Source organism: Caballeronia sp. LP006 (genome assembly GCF_031450995.1).
In the GTDB taxonomy this organism is placed as follows: Bacteria; Pseudomonadota; Gammaproteobacteria; order Burkholderiales; family Burkholderiaceae; genus Caballeronia.
Genome location: NZ_JARTVW010000005.1, coordinates 522,864 through 539,992, shown reverse-complemented (window position 1 = coordinate 539,992; position 17,129 = coordinate 522,864). Strand labels below are relative to the sequence as shown.

Below are 17,129 nucleotides of genomic sequence, written 5' to 3'. Positions count from 1 at the left end.
AAGCAATGACCGAAGTACAGAATTTCGATGACCTTCCCGATTCCGCGCGCCGCGTCGCGCTTCTGTTGCAGGAACGCGGTCACGCGCGGCCCGTCGTGATGCTGCCGGAAACCGGCAAGACATCGGCGGAAGCGGCGGCGGGATTGAACTGTTCCGTGGCGCAGATCGCCAAGTCCATTCTCTTCCGGCGCCGCGACGACGACGCGCCCGTGCTCGTGATCGCAAGCGGCGCGAATCGCGTGGACGAAGCGAAGGTCGCGGCGCGCGTCGGCCAACTGGCGCGCGCGGATGCGAAGTTCGTGCGCGAGAAAACCGGCTATGCCATTGGCGGCGTATGTCCGATCGGTCATGCGATCGAGCCCGTGACGCTCATCGACGAAGACTTGCTCACGCTCGAAAGCCTGTGGGCCGCGGCGGGTCATCCGCACGCGGTGTTCAATCTGACGCCGCAGGAACTCGTGTCGCTGACGGGCGCGCCGGTCGTCGATGTCGCCTTGCGCGCATCATGAAAGGCGAAGTCGCGTCGCCGTGCGTGGACGTCTGTCGCATGAATCCGGAGACGGGCTTTTGCGACGGCTGCCTGCGCACCATCGACGAAATTGTGGCGTGGTCATCCATTGACGATGACGCGAAACGCAACGTGCTCGCGCGTGGCGAAAGCCGTCGTCGCGGCGCGCGCGTGGTGCGTATCGGCGAATCGTTCGAAGCGACGCTTGCCTTGCCGGCGGATTCCATTCGCCACTTCGCCACGCTCGTCAACGACACCAACCCGCTGCATCACGACGAAGCGTATGCGCGCGCCAGCCGATTCGGCTCGCTGATCGCGTCGGGCACGCAACCGACCGCGCATCTCATGGCGATGATCGCCGAACACTTCTCGACTTACGCGCAACCGCTTGGACTGGAGTTCGGCATCAAGCTCACGCGCGCGGTGAAGGCCGACGACGTGCTCGCCATGCGCTGGCAAGTGCTCGATGCAAAGTGGAAGACGAGCCTTCGCGGCGACCTGGTGAAGCTCGCGGGCCGCGCGGTGAATCAGCTTGGCGAGACGGTGATCGAGGCGACGGCGACTATCGTCGTCATGCCGAAGGAGCAAGCGTGATCGCGCTGCCCGCTTCCATGACGGTGTTCGAGCGCGGCTGGTTGTCGTCGAACAACGTGCTCTTCGCGAGCGATGAGGGCACGGCGTTGATCGACACGGGCTACGTCTCGCACGCGCCGCAAACGCTGGCGCTCGTGCAGCACGCGCTCGGCGCGCGCAAGCTCGATCTGATCGTCAACACGCACTTGCATTCGGATCACTGCGGCGGCAACGCACTGCTGCAACGCACCTACGCGTGCAATACGCTGATCCCGCAAAGTGAAGCGCACGCGGTGCGTGTCTGGGACGAAGAGGCACTGACGTTTCACGCCACGGCGCAGCGTTGTGACCGGTTCACGTTCGACGGCACGGTCGAGAATGGCGCCACGCTCATGCTCGGCGGCTTTGAATGGTCCGTGCTGGGCGCGCCGGGCCACGATCCGCACTCGCTCATGCTGTATTGCGCCGAGGCGCGCATCCTCATCAGCGCGGACGCGTTGTGGGAAAACGGCTTTGGCGTGATTTTTCCGGAACTCGAAGGCGAAAGTGGTTTTGCGGAAGAACGCGCGGTGCTCGATCTCATCGCGCAACTCGATGTCGATGTCGTCGTTCCGGGCCACGGCGCGCCTTTCACCGATGTCGCGCGCGCACTCGACGTGGCCGCGTCGCGGCTCGACTATCTGCGTGCCGACCCTGCCCGCAACGCAAAGAACGCGCTGAAAGTGCTGATCGTCTTCAAGTTGATGGACGTGCGTTCGATGCCCTTCGACACCTTGCTCGCGATGACCGCATCTGCCCGCGCCATGCGCGCCGCCGCGAACGCGCTTGCCGCGCCCGCGCAGCATCGCGCGTTGCTGGAGAAGATCGTCGGGGAATTGGCGCGCGGCGGATCGCTCAACGTGGAAGGCGACATGCTCTCGGCGGTATGAACTCCGCGCGCAAAAAGAAAGCCGCTTGTCAGCTACGGCAAGCGGCGGAATAGTATGGACGTGATCAACGTCGACGTCATCGTAACCCGCCGCTATATCACGTGCATCGGTGCTTTCCCTACAGTAAGTTGACGACAAGCGCACACTAAAGGCAACCATGTTCGCGCTATCGACACTCATTTTAATGCCGTTTAATGCGATTTGCATGTGCGGCAAAGCGATGCATAAAGCCGTAAGCTCAAGGACAAAACAGGCATGACTTTGCTCAAGTAATAAGAAAAATCGGCATTGATGCAGGCAATTGCTTCCGCTACGATTAAAACGCCCGAGATTACTTGAATTTAAGTAATTTTAAGCCTCCATTTTTACAACTCAATACAAATCATAATGGATATTAATCGTAGAAAAATCGTATCCGCATCCACTGTAGCGGTCCCGTTACTAGCGGGGTTAATGACATCCACGGCAAGCCAGGCACAGACGACAACAGCTCAGGGGCGTTATCTCAGTATTCGTTTGAGAGACTCCGAGCTTCTACCTACCACGCAGATTTCGAACGCGAAAAGATGGAATTTCCTGCATTTCGGTTTGCCTTATGACCAGGTAAGCCATGTTAATCCCGATGGTTCATTGAGCCTGCCAAATGGCATGTACGCTGTCGCGGGGCAAATGGTCGTGTCGGTGGCGGACGCGAACTTGGCGCAAGTCTCGATCAACAGAAGCGAGCCGAACCTGGCCGCAAGCGGCAAGGATGCATTCTACGACGACCCCTACTATTTCAAGGTAGCCACCGATCATGGGGGCAAGGCCGGCAATGTTATTATTCCTTTCAGCGGCATGCTTCAGTTGACTACCTGGACCGATTTTGCAATCTACACTTCGACAAACGTCTCCCTGCAGTCTGGCACTACGCTATTTATCTTTCCCGTGATCTAAGCGAGCAGAAGTGCCAAGTGCCGGCAAGCGCAGGCCTACTTCGCCGCTGGCACTGAATAAATGTATCGTTAAAGGTCTTTCTTGAATCAAGCACGAAAAGATATCGGCATACTGGTGTATGTAGACAATATTCCGAGTAACATCGAGGAATTTGGCTGGCTCTATAAGAGCATCATCCATACAGGCTTGTTTGACCGAAGCACGTTAATTGTCGCGTGCCATCCGGAAGCAACATTTAAACTGCCGCGAGACAGTAATATAGTCGTTATTCCGAGCGTTCCTTATTCTCAGAAAAACAGCGAATGGTCGGATTATGGATACATCAATTCTGTCGCCAATCTCTGCGATAAAGCCGTTTTAGACGTTTGTCGGCAGTTCGATTACATTCTGAAAAACAGATTGCGACACCTTTGTGACGCCCGCGCTGTCGAAGTTTCATCCTGCCGGCCTTCGCTTTGGTTTCGGAGCCTACGCATATGAGGCGTCGGTCCGACAGAAACTTAACGAATGCAGTGCCCGGTGGGGATTTCCTCATTCCGGCTTACACAATATCGGTGCGTCGGTGCTGGGGCCATCGACAATGGTGTGCGACTTCCTGCCGGCTCAAATGGACTGTTGCATCCGCCTGCTCGACGAGGAGTTCAAAGACTTCCGTGGAGAGTGGCCAGGCTGGTGCAGAAACGTGATCACCATGTATGCAGGAGAACTAGCGCTACGCCGCACGTATCCGCAGCGTTGCTCCATAGGACTTCTCGACCATTTCCCCTACGCGTCGCTTACGCATGGCAGCGATGTCCTGCATATTCATGCGTGGCAAACAGAAGAGTACTGGTCGAAATTGAAGTATCGCGAAGGCGCATACGATCACATTGCGCTGCAGGACATCGATAGGTCCACGCTGGGTGGTTATTGCCACTGGCTGGCGGCGTCCGATATAGAACAAGTCCGGGCCGAAGCCAACCAAGCACTTTCGACCCATGCGTAAGGCCGCCGCGTCTGAGATCATCGGCTCTTTGTCAGCAGAACTCTGCTTCGAAGAACGCACGCATTTCCACGAGTAACTCCTGCGGCACTTCCTCTGGCACGTAATGGCCGCAATCGAGCGCGCGGCCGCTTACGTCGCGCGCGACGCGCCGCCATTGACCAAGCACATCGAACGCGCGCTCTAGCCCGCCTTGCTCGCCCCATAGCACGCGCACGGGGCACGCTATCTTCACGCCGCGCTCGGTGTCGTCCCGGTCGTGTTCGAGGTCGATGCCCGCCGACGCGCGATAGTCCTCGCATGTCGCAAACACCGCATCGGGCGCGGCCAGTGCATCGCGATATGCCTGCAGCGCGTGCGGCGCGAACGGCGCAAGACCCGCACGGCCACGGCCCATCAAGTGTTCGATGAACCCGGTCGTATCGGCGCCGATCATCTTTTCCGGAAAGGGCGATGGCTGGTTCATCAGGAACCAGTGGAAGTTGGCGCTTAACAACGCGCGGTCAGTGGCTTCGAACATCGCAAGCGTCGGCACGATATCGAGCAGCATCAGGCGATCGACGGCATCGGGAAAATCGATCGCCATCCGATGCGCGACGCGCGCTCCGCGATCGTGCGCGCACACGAGAAAACGTTCGAAGCCGAAGTGACGCATGACCGCGACCTGATCGGCGGCCATGGCGCGTTTGGAGTAAGGCGCGTGGCGTTCGTCGCTCGGCGGCTTGGCCGATGCGCCATAGCCGCGCAAGTCGGTGGCGATCACGGTGAAGTGCCGCGCGAGTTCATCGGCGCATGAATGCCAGATCTCGTGCGTTTGCGGATAACCATGCAAAAGCAAAAGCGGCGGGCCGTCTCCGCCCTTCTCGCCGGCAATCTCGACGCCCGCCGCATTCACGCGAAACGGCTCGTAGCCTCTGAAAGACATGGTGTTTTCTTGTTCGTGGCGTAGCGGTCCATTGTAGGCGCGGCATTCCGAATGCTCGATGAGCAACGTGCACACAAACGGTGAAACCGAGGATTTCCTCGGGAATCGGAGGATGACAGGGCTGCGGCGCCTGTGCCTATAATCGAACGATCGTGCGTCTCAATTTAGCCGCTCGAAGACGACGCCCCAACCGTAAAATAAGTACGACATCCCGGAGACTCGCGCCATGGCACTTCCCGCCGTACTGCAGAACCTTGCATTGCCGGTCGTCGGCTCGCCGATGTTCATCGTCAGCTATCCCGAACTCGTGCTTGCGCAATGCAAGGCGGGCATCGTCGGTTCGTTTCCGGCGCTCAACGCGCGTCCCGCCGAATTGCTCGACGAATGGCTCACGCAGATTCAGGCATCGCTCGCCGAACACAAGGCCGCGAACCCGAATGCGGTCATCGGGCCGATCGCGGTGAATCAGATCATCCACCAGTCGAACGCGCGGCTCGAACAGGATGTGCGCGTGTGCGTCGAGCACAAGGTGCCGATCTTCATCACGAGCCTGCGCGCACCGGTAAAGGAAATGATCGATGCGGTGCATTCGTACGGCGGGATCGTGCTGCATGACGTGATCAACTTGCGGCACGCGCAAAAGGCGCTCGAAGCGGGCGTCGACGGGCTGATTCTCGTGGCGGCGGGCGCGGGCGGCCACGCCGGCACGATCTCGCCGTTCGCGCTCGTCGGCGAAGTGCGGCGCATGTTCGACGGCCCCATCGTGCTGTCAGGCTCCATTGCCAACGGCGGCTCGATTCTCGCCGCGCAGGCCATGGGCGCGGACCTCGCTTACATGGGCACGCGCTTCATCGCGACGCGCGAGGCGCACGCGCTCGACAGCTACAAGCAGGCTATCGTCGATGCCAACGCCGCCGACATCATCTATACGAACCTCTTCACCGGCGTGCATGGCAACTACATTCGCCAGAGTATCGTGAATGCGGGACTCGATCCCGAAGCGCTGCCGCAGTCCGACAAGACCGCGATGAATTTCGGTGACAGCGCGGCCAAGGCGAAAGCGTGGAAGGACATCTGGGGCGCGGGCCAGGGCGTAGGCCTGATGGACGATGTACCGAGCGTCGCGCAACTGGTCGCGCGCTTGCGTCAGGAATACGACGAGGCGAAGTCGCGTTTGCGGATCGGCTGAAACGCTCGTCGCAGAGATTCAGATGAAAAAAAGCGCGTTCCGGTGATGATCCGGAACGCGCTTTTCGTTTGCTGCCGCAAGACTCAGAACTTGGCGCGGATGCCGACGCCGAAGGTATCGCCCGAAGACATGCTCGTGTACTTGTCGTTCAGGTACGCGGCATAGACGTCAGTGCGCTTCGACAGCGGGTAGTCGTAGCCTACGGCCCAGCTCTTATGCGTCTGGTCCAGACCGCCGTTGCTGCGCGAATACGCATAGGACGCCATTACCAGGCCCGGGCCGAGCGGCACCGTCACACCGCCCTGCCCCGTGTTCACGTGGAACGTGCCGGGGTCGATGTCGTTCTTCGTGTACATGTACTGGGCGAAGAACTTCACGTACTTCAAGTCGTACGACGCACCCAACTGGGCAACGCTCTGGCTCTTGTAGCCGGGAATGGCGAAGGCGTTCGAGGTGACCAGATCGCCCGGCGTGTTGTTGAAGTTCACATATTGATAAACGCCGGTCGCGGCGAACGGGCCGTGGAAGTACAGGAACTGCGCGCTGTACTTCTTCGAGCGGCCATCGCCCGCGTTGTTGCCGAAGCTGTACATCGCGCTGCCAGACAAGCCGTTGAAGTCGGGCGTCGTGTACTGCAACGAGTTGTTCCAGCCCGAATCGCCCGTCACGCCCTGATCCGTCGTGTAGGTCGGGAACGTGCCCTGACCGAGGAACACGTGATAGACCATCGGCGAGAAGACATACGAGTCGACGAACGGGTTGAACAGAATCGTCGAAACGAACAACTGCGTCGTCAGGCGGCCAGCGGTGAACGTACCGATTGGCCCTTGAATACCGACATACGAGTTACGTGCAAAGAACGTGTCGCCCTGGAAGCGGCCGTATTGGCCGTTCTGCGCGCGGAAGAAGCTTTCCAGGGTGAAGATCGCCTTGTAGCCGTTGCCCAGATCTTCAGCGCCCTTTAAGCCCCAGTACGACGTGGACATACCGCCGCCGCTCACATTCCAGGCGCGATCGCCGCCGGGAAACTTTTGTGCGCCGACCCATTCGTCGACCTGACCGTAAAGCGAGACGCTCGATTGCGCCTGCGCCGCGCCCGCGGCGAGAAAGCCGAACATGGCGGCGACTACGGTGGCCTTGACCGTGGTCTTCATCGCACGGTTGACGGTTGGCTTCATGAACTCTCCTGTCGTTTGTCAAAAATTGAATGCTTGGCGGGCGAGGAACGGTGCACTCGCCTCTTCTGTCGGCTAATGATTTCGGCGAGAGCGGTGTCGCTAGTGGAGCGGCACCATCTTTACGGACCATTTTTCCGGTCAAAAATGTTTTTGGTTATTGCGGGTATCACGGTTTGAATAGGCAGGCGCGCCTTTTCACGCTTCGATGCGCGTCGCTTCTCGCGTCAAAGCCGAATCGTTCCGAGCGGTCTTTATAGGAAGCCGAGCAACGGCGCGCCTTTGAAGGCGATGAAAGGGAAATCGAAACTGCTTTGGATTGCGAAATCCCGCGCAGGGCGCATTGTCCGTGCAGCGCGAAAAGAGAGGAATGTTTATGCGGTCACGAATGAACAACTGTGGCGTGATTGCGTCACCGTCACGGCGCAACTAGACGCGCAATTAATTTTTAGTTAACCACGAAGTTAACGCGCAAGCATTGCGGAATTGCAACAAGACGTCGCAGCAGATGAAGCTCAGTTGCGGAAATTGGCGTTGCCGGAGGTGCGGCCGTCATCAACCGGGCGGCCGGGTTGACGTGGCAGGCTGCGCTCTTCGTTATAGCGGGCGATGTCCGCGCGAATGGAACCCGCGCCTCTGAGCGACGCCGCCTGTTCGGCGCGCGGCACGGGCCGCACTTCGGCGCTCACTGGCGTGAGACCGTCCTTGGCGGCAACCGGCGTATGGTGCAGCGACTGACGGCTGCTCGCGGAATCTTGAAACACCGCCGACGACAGCCATTCGACACGCGGACCGGCAAGCGCGAGCGAACCCGCGACCGCCAGCGAAGAGATCGCGGTGGCTGCAAGGAAGCGAGTCGTTGTGCGTATGCCGATGAGCGCCATGTCGAGAAAACAGCCAGTGTCCGACACCATTCCTGCCCGTTAGCGACGCAAAAAGAGAAGTCGACGCCCAACGGACAACCGGTCAAAGTCGGACCAATGGCGACGGCGAGGAGATCTCGCGCGCACTCGTCGACCGGCATGTTCCACAATTTATTTCGCCCGGCGTCGGCCGTCGAGCCAAAAAGTGTTAGGCCCGATTCATGGTTGTAACACCATGTTACGTCGGAGTTTTTCCGCTGCATCCCGCTGATTTGAAAGACAAATCGTCCGATGAAAAAAGTCGCTCACGGAGGATTTGCGCACTGTCGAAGTGACCGGTCTGGCGGCCCGGTTGATGCTGCTGCATCGAAGGAAAACAAGCGCGCTCATGCGCGGTGGTAATCAATCAATCCTGTAAATGAATTTGCCTTTTCAATCGCCTACGAGCGAAAATCATGGTTTTTACTGACTTGACGCGCGCGGTACCCGAATACTTCGGCCCGTAAGCACGAGTGCGAGAATCAACCGATGGCGCGGCCCAAACTTCTTCCCGATAACTTCACGCTGGCGCTCGTCAGCACGGTCATCCTCGCGAGCTTTTTGCCTTGTCGCGGCAACGTGGCCACGGCGTTCAACTGGATCACCAACATTGCTATCGGGCTGCTGTTCTTTCTGCATGGCGCAAAGCTTTCCCGCGAGGCGATCGTCGCTGGCGCAACACACTGGCGGCTGCATCTGCTCGTTCTGTTGAGCACTTTCGTGCTGTTCCCGTTGCTTGGCTTCGCGCTCAAGCCGTTGCTCATGCCGCTCGTCACGCCTGCCCTTTACACCGGCATTCTGTTCCTGTGCACATTGCCCTCCACGGTGCAGTCGTCGATCGCATTCACATCGATGGCAAAAGGCAACGTGCCTGCGGCGGTGTGCAGCGCGTCGGCGTCCAGCCTGCTTGGCATCTTCATCACGCCTGCGCTCGTCGGCTTGCTCGTGACGAGCAATGGCGCGACAACGGGTTCGCCGTGGCATACGGTTGGCAGCATCGTCATGCAATTGCTCGTGCCGTTCGTGGCGGGACAGTTGCTACGCCCGGCTATCGGCAAGTGGATCGACCGGCGCAAGGCGGTGCTCAAGTTCGTCGATCAAGGCTCGATTTTGCTCGTGGTCTATGTCGCGTTCAGCGAAGCCGTGAACGAAGGCATTTGGCATTCGATTTCCGCTTCCACGCTTTTGGGCCTTCTCGTCGTCAACGTGCTGCTGCTCACCGTCGCGCTCCTGGTAACGGCCTTCACCGCGCGGCGTCTCGGTTTCAGCCGCGCCGATCAGATCACCATCATCTTCTGCGGTTCGAAGAAGAGCCTTGCTTCCGGCATTCCAATGGCGAAGGTGATTTTCGCGTCCCATACGGTTGGCGCCGTCGTGCTCCCGTTGATGCTGTTCCATCAAATTCAGTTAATGGTGTGCGCGGTCCTGGCGCAACGTTGGGGCGCGCGCAAGACCGCGGCTGAACCCCCGCGCGAAGGCAAGAACATCGCCGCAACCGCGCGGCGCTGACACATCCATCATCGTTTCCCGACAAAGGCCGCCTCGTGCGGCCTTTGTGCATTTGAACCCGTCTGATCGATACCGTCGACTCGGCCGGACGGCGTAAGTCGATTTGCCTGACTCCTGTCCGGCGCCTTTGCTTATCCCGTCTGGCTGGATGGCGTCCGGGCATGTCGCTTGCCACACTCTTGTCCAAGTAATGCGCAAACGAGAACAGGAGATGTCCATGCGGAACGCTAGCGCCCTCCAGCACAGCGAAGATTGGGAATGAGTCACGCCATGTCACTCGCCTCGGCCGCCGAGCCGCTTGTATCGGCATCCGCCCTGCAAGCATGTCTCGGAGATTTGTCTTTTCAGCGCGGCAACGCAGACGACACGGCTCGCGCCCTACGCGTTCTGATCGACGCGCGCCTCGACCGGCTGCCCTTGCCCGGCCGCGGCGCCACGCGCGAGCGCTGGCGCGCGCTCGGCGCCGTCGCCGCTTTCGACCTCGCGCTCGTCAAACTGTACGAAGGCCATACGGACGCGCTCGCCATCCTCGCCGAACTCGACGAAGAGCATCACGCCTCGAACGAAGCGTGGGGCGTATGGGCCGCCGAGCCGCCGAACGCCCGCCTTGCGGCCATCGGCAACCCGGAGTCGGACGACGTGCTTCTTCACGGCGTCAAGGCGTGGTGTTCCGGTGCGGCTTCGGTGACACACGCGCTCGTGACGGCTTGGAACGAGCGCGGAGAGCCGATGCTCGCCGCCGTCGATATCCGCCAGCCGGGCGTCAAGGTGACGCGCGAAGGCTGGTTTGCCGTCGGCATGCAAGCAAGCGCGAGCGTCGATGTCCACTTCGACAACGTGCCTGCGCGGCGAATCGGCAAGCCGGGAAGCTATGTCGAGCGCCCTGGCTTCTGGCAAGGCGGCGCGGGCATTGCAGCGTGCTGGTTCGGCGCGGCGGCGGGCATTGCGCGCTTCGTCGAAAAGGGCGCGCGACGCGGCGCCGATCCGTACAAGCTCGCGCATCTCGGCGCCATCGACACCACGCTTTGCGCCACGGCCGCGCTGCTGCGCGAGACGGCGGCATTCATCGACCGCGAGCCGCAGGCCAACGCCATGCTCGCCGCCATGCGCGCGCGTCTGGCGGCCGAGCGCTGCGCCGCGCATGTCATCGAGCATGCGGGCCGCGCGCTCGGAGCGGCGCCGCTCTGCCGCGACGATCACTTCGCTCACTTGATGGCGGATTTGCCGGTCTTCATCAGACAAAGCCACGCGGAACGCGACGAGGCATCGCTCGCGGAACATCTGCTCGAACGGGAGCCTGACTCATGGAAAGTTTGACGACGCAAGAGCCGAAGGCGCTCGCCGAAACCGGTGCGCCGGAGCACGACAGGGTAATCGCAGGGCGAGGCACGCCCGAGAAAAGCTGGCAAGACTGGGGCAAGCTGAGCGCGCTACCGGAAGTCGATCCCGCCGATCTCGTCCCGCTGGGCGGCCGCGCTGTCGTCGTGGCGCCACACCCGGACGACGAAGTGCTCGGTACGGGCGGATTACTTTCACGCCTCTCGGAATTAAGCCGGAACGTGTTGATCGTCGCCGTGACGGACGGCACCGCGAGCCATCCGGAATCGACCGAATGGACGCCGGATCGCCTTGCCAGCGTGCGTCCGCAAGAAACGCGGGACGCCTTGCAGCGGCTGCATCTGCGTAACGCGCAAGTCGTCCGGCTGGGCTTGCCGGATGGCGGGGCGCGACAAATCGAAGCGGGTCTATCAGTACTTCTGGCTAAATTTCTTCAGCCTGGTGACATCGTTTTCACTACGTGGCGGTACGATGGCCATCCCGATCACGAGGCCGTCGGGCGCGCCACGTGTCTGGCCGCGAACGAGCTTGGTTTGCCGTTTGTCGAAGTGCCGCTTTGGACTTGGCATTGGGCGTCGCCGGACGATTCGCGCGTGCCGTGGAGCCGCGCGCGGCGCATCGCACTGGACGCGGCAACGCACACCAGGAAGCTTCGGGCCGTGCAAGCCTTCAGAAGCCAGACCGAGCCGGATAAGACGACCGGACAAGCGCCGGTTCTGCCCGAGCATGTCCTGGCCCGCCTGACGAGGCCCTTCGAAGTCATTCTCATATGAGCAACATCAACGATCCGAAGCAGTACTTTGACCAGCTTTACAAGGACAACGACGATCCCTGGAAGATCAGGAACCGTTGGTACGAACGCCGCAAGCGCGCGTTGACGCTAGCCACGCTTCCCAACGACCGCTACGCGCGCGCGTTCGAACCGGGCTGCGGCAACGGCGAACTAACGGCGCTGCTTGCGGCGCGCTGCGACGAAGTCGTCGCCACGGACATCAGTGCGGACGCCGTCGAGCTAACGCGGCAGCGCATCGCGCAATTCGACAACGTGACGGTCGAGCACATGCTGCTTCCGGACGCGTGGCCCGAAGGCAAGTTCGATCTCGTGCTCCTCAGCGAAATTGGCTACTACCTCGACGAGCCGCAGCTGTGGCATATCGTCGAACATGTGCGCCGCACGCTTACGCCGGACGGAACGGTCGTGGCATGCCACTGGCGAAAACCCATGGAAGGCTGGACGCATACCGGCGAAGACGTGCACGCGCGTCTGCGCGGTCGAATGGGCTTGCCACTCTTGTGCCACTACTGGGACGACGACCTTCTGCTCGACGTTTGGACGCCCGACAAGCGTTCGGTACACGAGCGCGAAGGTTCGATGTAAATGTTTTCTGCTTTTTACTAAACAAACAAGAAGGCTTCAAACGCCATACAGCATTGGTCTTAGTGGTTTCCCCACCTTGTCTCCACGGTTTGTTTTGCGGTTTTTTACTATACAATCGCCGCAAAACAAATGTAGCCGGTTCGCGCTAAACACCGCACGCGCCGCAGGAAATCCGCGGAGACAGAATCACCACGATGGCCACCACCATTCGCGATGTCGCGCGCGCGGCAAGCGTCTCGATCGGGACGGTGTCACGCGCGCTCAAGAACCAGCCGGGGCTGTCGGAAGCCACGCGCGTGCGCGTCGTCGAAGTCGCGCAGCAACTCGGTTACGATGCCGCGCAACTGCGCACGCGCATTCGTCGTGTCACGTTTCTGCTGCATCGGCAGCACAACAACTTCGCCGCCAGCCCGTTTTTCTCGCATGTGCTGCATGGCTTCGAGGAAGCCTGCCGAGAACATCGGCTCGTGCCGTCGGTGTTGACCGCGGGTCCCACGCTCGATCTCGCGCAGCAAATGCGCCTGCACGCTCCCGACGCCATCGCGGTCGCGGGCTTCGTCGAGCCGGAACTGCTCGCGCATCTGCATTCGCTGGCGCGCCCCACGGTGCTCATCGACCTGCGCGCGCCGGGCTTTCGCTCGGTGAACATCGACAACGTAAGGGGCGCGTCGCTTGCAATGCAGCATCTGTTCGCGCAGGGGCGGCGGCGCGTGGCGTTCATCGGCGGATCGCTCGCGCATTACAGCATCGCGCAGCGCGCGCTTGGCTATCGCAAGGCGTATTTCGATGCCGGCCTGCTGTTCGACCCAATGCTGGAACTCGTCACGCACCCTGGATCGCCTCCCGATCTCGCCGCCGCCGACGCCATGCAGCGGCTGATCGGCGAGTCGCGCGCGCAATCCATTCCTTTGCCCGACGCGGTTTTCGCCTATAACGATGCAGCGGCCCTCGCCGCCATGCGCGTATGCCTCGCGCACGGTATGCGCGTGCCGGAGGACATCGCCTTCGTCGGTTTCGACGATATCCCGGCCGCCGCGCAGAGCACGCCGCCGCTTTCGACCGTGACGGTCGACAAGGAAGCGCTCGGCCGTCGTGGCGTCGACTTGTTGCTGGAGGACAATGCGAACCCGCCGGGGCAGGCCGACACGCTGGTGGGCGTCGATTTCATCGCCCGCGCGAGCTCCGGCCAGATATGAGATGAGCGATACATGAACCTGACCGCATCCCCCGTGGAAACCGCGCCGCAAGCGAGCGTCGATTTCCGCAGCCGCGACTTCCTGCTCTCGCACGTGCGCGACACGCTCGCGTTCTACGCGCCCACCGCGCGCGACGAGTCAGGCGGCTTTTTCCACTTCTTCAAGGACGACGGCCGCGTCTACGACCGCACCACGCGCCATCTCGTCAGCAGCACGCGCTTCGTCTTCAATTACGCGATGGCTTATCGCCATTTCGGCGATCCGTCGTATCAGGATTGGGCGCGCCACGCGTTCCAATTCCTGCGCGACGCCCACTGGGACGCGAAGCACGAAGGCTACGACTGGGAAATCGAATGGCGCGACGGCCAGGCGAACACGCTCGACGGCACGCGTCACTGCTATGGCCATGCGTTCGTGCTGCTTGCTTGCGCGCACGCAGCCATGGCGGGCATCGACGAAGCGAAGCCGCTCATCGACGAAACTTTCGCGCTGATGGAGCGCCGCTTCTGGGACGCCGAAGCCGGTCTCTACGCCGACGAAGCCACGCCCGACTGGCAGTTGTCCGACTATCGCGGGCAGAACGCCAACATGCACGCGACCGAGGCGCTGCTTGCCGCGTATGAAGCCACCGGCCACGTGATTTATCTGGATCGCGCGGAGAAGATCGCGGGCAACATCACGCTGCGGCAGGCGAAGCTTTCGCACGGCCTCGTCTGGGAACACTTCAAGCGCGACTGGTCGGTGGACTGGCATTACAACGAATCCGACAGCTCGAACATTTTTCGTCCGTGGGGTTTTCAGCCGGGGCATCAGACCGAATGGGCGAAGCTGCTGTTGATCCTTGAGCGGCATCGCGCGCTGCCGTGGCTTGCGCCGCGCGCCATCGAATTGTTCGATGCAGGCTTTTGCCGCGCCTGGGACGATCGTCATGGCGGTCTCTACTACGGCTTCGGCCCCGACGACACCATCTGCGATCACGACAAATACTTCTGGGTGCAGGCCGAAAGCTTCGCGGCGGCGGCGCTGCTCGGCGCGCGCACGGGCCGCGAGCGCTTCTGGGACAGCTACGACGAACTCTGGCGCTATAGCTGGGAACACTTCGTCGATCACGAATACGGCGCGTGGTATCGCATCCTCACGTGCGACAACCGCAAGTACGGCGACGAGAAAAGTCCTGCCGGCAAGACCGACTATCACACCATGGGCGCGTGCTACGAAGTGCTGAACGCGCTCGGGTCCCATTCGACACAACGGTGACGCGCATGGCAACCGAGAAGACATCCGAGACCTTTCCGCAATTCGTTTCCGCAGGCGACATCCTCACGGACATGATCCGCACCGACGTGTCGAGCTGGCTTTCGCGTCCGGGCGGCGCGGGCTGGAACGTAGCGCGCGCGGTTGCGCGTCTCGGGTTGCCGACGGCGGCGGCCGGGTCGCTCGGCACCGATAATTTCTCCGACGATCTCTGGGACGCAAGCGTCGCCGCCGGCCTCGACATGCGTTTCCTGCAGCGCGTGGAACGTCCGCCGCTGCTCGCCATCGTCCACAAGACGCAGCCGCCCACTTACTACTTCATGGGCGAGAACGGCGCGGACCTCGCGTTCGATCCGTCGAAGCTGCCGCAAGGCTGGATGGAGCGCGTGAAGTGGGCGCATTTCGGCTGCATCAGCCTCGTGCGTCAACCGCTCGGCAACACGCTCGCCGCGCTCGCCGCGCAACTGCGTCAGCACGGCGTGAAGATCAGCTTCGATCCGAACTATCGCAACTTGATGGAGCACGGCTACGAGCCGACGCTGCGCAAGATGGCCGCCCTCGCCGATCTCATCAAGGTCTCCGACGAAGACCTGCACATGCTGTTCAAGGGCTTGTCCGAAGCGGACGCGCTCGCGCAAATCCGCGCGATGAACCCGCAAGCCACCGTGCTCGTCACGCGCGGTTCGGACGAAGCCACGCTTTATGCGGACGGCCAGGAATATCGCGCGCGGCCGCCGAGCGTGGAAGTGGCAGATACGGTCGGCGCCGGCGATGCGTCCATCGGCGGCTTGCTGTATAGCCTGATGGCGCGTCACGGCCAATGGCCCGATCACTTGAAGTTCGCGCTGGCGGCAGGCGCGGCGGCATGCCGGCATTCGGGCGGGCATTCGCCATCGCTCGAAGAAGTGGAGGAGCTGCTCCGGTAGCACGGCGTCATACGCGTTCCATGACCGCGTGCTAGCATGATTTCGTCCTTGCCGGAGGCGCTCATGGAAGACACGACGTACACGAAAGGCATCTATACCGCGACGATCGGCGTGCGCGCCATCGACGGGGACAAGTATCAGGGTCTCGTCTCACTCGAACGCGACGACGGCGAAGACACCGAGCCGACACTCTACGAAGTGGAAGCCGCATCGGAAAACGAGCACGAAGCGCTGGAAGAAGCGCGCGCGCTTGCGCATCGAATTCTCGGGGAAATCGAACTGTAGGAGCAGCGGCGCGCCGCTGCTTATCCTGATCGGGAGGGCATCATGCCGGAGCAGGTCTTCCTCTATGGCGTCTACGCCATCCACGTCAAGCCGCTCGAATTGCAGGGCGCGCGCTGGGATGCGGAGTACGAAATCCGTCATAACGACAAACCCGTGCAAGCGTGGTCCACGGTCGGCGGCGACGGCCTTGCCGATTCCGCCGCCGCGGTCGAGCTTGCGCATCGACGCGCGGTAGCGGACATCGAAGCCGGTGCGGGAATTCCTAAGCCGCGCACGTTTCCCTAAATCTCATTCAATGCGCGGGCGGCGTGATCGCGCCGGTATGCGGCCGTAACGCGAGCCGCTCCGCTTCCCGATGATCGATCGCCGCCGCGCGTTCATGACCATCGCGCGCCACCGCCCGTTCGACATAATCGAAGAGCACGCCCTGCGGCGCGATCAGCTTCGCCATGAACGCAATCTGCAGCGTGCTCGCCGCGAGGATGTCGGCGGCGCTGAACTGTTCGCCGAGCAGCCACGGGCCTTCTTCGAGCGCGCCTTCGATGGCGCGCTCCACGCGCGCCAGATCGCCCCATCCGAAGCTCACCGTGTTTCCTTGTGCGCCGGTCATGCGTTCGGCCATCGCGGGTTCGAGACATGAACCGGTGAAGAACATCCACTGCAGAAAGCGGCCGCGCAACGGGTCGTGCGGCGAAGCGCCGAGTTTCGTTTCCGGATAGCGATCCGCGAGATACAGCAGCAGCGCGCCCGACTCCGCCACCTTCACGTCGCCGTCTTCCAGCGCGGGCAGTTTCGACATCGGATTGACGCGGCAGAACGCGGGCTCGTTCTGTACGCCCGCGCGGATGTTCACGAACTCGAGGTCGTAAGGCACGCGCATTTCCTCGAGCATCCACAGCGCGCGAAAAGCGCGGGTCTTCGGCCAGTAATAGAGCTTCATCGGCATCCTTCTTGGGGCGATCGTCGGGCGTTCAGGTTAGACCCAAAGCATGCACGATCCCGCTTCGGGTATACGTGAGCACACCGGCAATCGAGAAGATTCCGCTCGGTTATCTCGAAATTAATCCAATTACTTTCCGAGAGAGCGCGATAGTCGGGAAGTGCGCAAAAACTTTCCGCCTTCG

19 protein-coding genes are annotated in these 17,129 nt (G+C 61.4%); 15 read left to right on the top strand and 4 right to left on the bottom strand.

What is annotated here, in order from left to right; all coding sequences use genetic code 11:
* Window positions 1-5: 5 nt before the first annotated feature.
* The 5 genes from P9250_RS19215 (at window position 6) to P9250_RS19195 (ending at window position 3,931) form a co-directional block, all read left to right on the top strand.
* On the top strand, window positions 6-509 hold the full coding sequence (locus P9250_RS19215) for a YbaK/EbsC family protein (RefSeq protein ID WP_310394613.1): 504 nt from the start codon (window positions 6-8) through the stop codon (window positions 507-509).
* A gap of 38 nt (window positions 510-547) precedes the next feature.
* Window positions 548-1,102 carry a MaoC family dehydratase N-terminal domain-containing protein gene (locus P9250_RS19210; RefSeq protein ID WP_310396809.1) on the top strand — a complete coding sequence of 185 codons (555 nt, stop codon included), beginning with the start codon at window positions 548-550 and terminating at the stop codon, window positions 1,100-1,102.
* A complete protein-coding gene (locus tag P9250_RS19205) occupies window positions 1,099-2,010 on the top strand; it encodes an MBL fold metallo-hydrolase (RefSeq protein ID WP_310394611.1) in 912 nt (303 codons plus the stop codon). The genes P9250_RS19210 and P9250_RS19205 overlap by 4 nt, the downstream gene beginning before the upstream one ends.
* 453 nt (window positions 2,011-2,463) lie before the next feature.
* On the top strand, window positions 2,464-2,946 hold the full coding sequence (locus P9250_RS19200; RefSeq protein ID WP_310394608.1) for a hypothetical protein: 483 nt from the start codon (window positions 2,464-2,466) through the stop codon (window positions 2,944-2,946).
* 412 nt (window positions 2,947-3,358) lie between these two features.
* Window positions 3,359-3,931, top strand: coding sequence for a hypothetical protein (locus P9250_RS19195; protein ID WP_310394606.1), 573 nt, complete (start codon window positions 3,359-3,361; stop codon window positions 3,929-3,931).
* 31 nt (window positions 3,932-3,962) lie between these two features.
* Here the strand turns inward: P9250_RS19195 and P9250_RS19190 are convergent, their stop codons facing one another.
* Entirely contained in the window at window positions 3,963-4,853 is an 891-nt protein-coding gene (locus P9250_RS19190) for an alpha/beta hydrolase (RefSeq protein WP_309841106.1), read from the bottom strand.
* 226 nt (window positions 4,854-5,079) lie between these two features.
* On the opposite strand from P9250_RS19190, the gene P9250_RS19185 reads away from it, so the two are divergent.
* The gene (locus P9250_RS19185; protein ID WP_310394604.1) at window positions 5,080-6,042 is read left to right on the top strand and encodes a nitronate monooxygenase family protein; all 963 of its coding nucleotides are present in this window, start codon (window positions 5,080-5,082) and stop codon (window positions 6,040-6,042) included.
* A gap of 83 nt (window positions 6,043-6,125) precedes the next feature.
* Here P9250_RS19185 and P9250_RS19180 read toward each other — a convergent pair whose 3' ends face one another.
* Both P9250_RS19180 and P9250_RS19175 read right to left on the bottom strand, forming a co-directional pair.
* On the bottom strand, window positions 6,126-7,220 hold the full coding sequence (locus P9250_RS19180) for a porin (RefSeq protein ID WP_244826773.1): 1,095 nt from the start codon (window positions 7,218-7,220) through the stop codon (window positions 6,126-6,128).
* 512 nt (window positions 7,221-7,732) lie between these two features.
* Window positions 7,733-8,131 carry a hypothetical protein gene (locus P9250_RS19175; RefSeq protein ID WP_244826772.1) on the bottom strand — a complete coding sequence of 133 codons (399 nt, stop codon included), beginning with the start codon at window positions 8,129-8,131 and terminating at the stop codon, window positions 7,733-7,735.
* A gap of 477 nt (window positions 8,132-8,608) precedes the next feature.
* On the opposite strand from P9250_RS19175, the gene P9250_RS19170 reads away from it, so the two are divergent.
* The 9 genes from P9250_RS19170 to P9250_RS19130 all read left to right on the top strand — a co-directional run bounded on the left by P9250_RS19170 (window position 8,609) and on the right by P9250_RS19130 (window position 16,290).
* Window positions 8,609-9,628 (top strand): bile acid:sodium symporter family protein, encoded by a 1,020-nt coding sequence (locus P9250_RS19170; protein WP_310394601.1) that lies wholly within the window; start codon window positions 8,609-8,611, stop codon window positions 9,626-9,628.
* A gap of 270 nt (window positions 9,629-9,898) precedes the next feature.
* A complete protein-coding gene (locus P9250_RS19165; protein ID WP_250525281.1) occupies window positions 9,899-10,945 on the top strand; it encodes an acyl-CoA dehydrogenase in 1,047 nt (348 codons plus the stop codon).
* Window positions 10,933-11,739, top strand: a complete 807-nt coding sequence (locus P9250_RS19160; RefSeq protein WP_310394599.1) for a PIG-L family deacetylase — start codon at window positions 10,933-10,935, stop codon at window positions 11,737-11,739. Before P9250_RS19165 ends, P9250_RS19160 begins: the two co-directional genes overlap by 13 nt.
* Window positions 11,736-12,344: a class I SAM-dependent methyltransferase gene (locus tag P9250_RS19155; RefSeq protein ID WP_244826768.1), complete on the top strand. Its 609-nt coding sequence runs from the start codon at window positions 11,736-11,738 to the stop codon at window positions 12,342-12,344. Before P9250_RS19160 ends, P9250_RS19155 begins: the two co-directional genes overlap by 4 nt.
* 194 nt (window positions 12,345-12,538) lie before the next feature.
* On the top strand, window positions 12,539-13,540 hold the full coding sequence (locus P9250_RS19150; protein WP_244826767.1) for a LacI family DNA-binding transcriptional regulator: 1,002 nt from the start codon (window positions 12,539-12,541) through the stop codon (window positions 13,538-13,540).
* 12 nt (window positions 13,541-13,552) lie between these two features.
* A complete protein-coding gene (locus P9250_RS19145) occupies window positions 13,553-14,797 on the top strand; it encodes an AGE family epimerase/isomerase (protein WP_309961774.1) in 1,245 nt (414 codons plus the stop codon).
* Window positions 14,798-14,802: 5 nt separating this feature from the next.
* Window positions 14,803-15,720: a carbohydrate kinase gene (locus tag P9250_RS19140; protein WP_244826765.1), complete on the top strand. Its 918-nt coding sequence runs from the start codon at window positions 14,803-14,805 to the stop codon at window positions 15,718-15,720.
* 63 nt (window positions 15,721-15,783) lie between these two features.
* Complete coding sequence (locus P9250_RS19135) at window positions 15,784-16,005, top strand: hypothetical protein (protein ID WP_244828154.1); 222 nt, start codon at window positions 15,784-15,786, stop codon at window positions 16,003-16,005.
* 42 nt (window positions 16,006-16,047) lie between these two features.
* The gene (locus P9250_RS19130; RefSeq protein WP_244826764.1) at window positions 16,048-16,290 is read left to right on the top strand and encodes a hypothetical protein; all 243 of its coding nucleotides are present in this window, start codon (window positions 16,048-16,050) and stop codon (window positions 16,288-16,290) included.
* Between the two features lie 7 nt (window positions 16,291-16,297).
* Here the strand turns inward: P9250_RS19130 and P9250_RS19125 are convergent, their stop codons facing one another.
* Window positions 16,298-16,945: a glutathione S-transferase family protein gene (locus tag P9250_RS19125; RefSeq protein ID WP_250462620.1), complete on the bottom strand. Its 648-nt coding sequence runs from the start codon at window positions 16,943-16,945 to the stop codon at window positions 16,298-16,300.
* Window positions 16,946-17,129 lie beyond the last annotated feature (184 nt).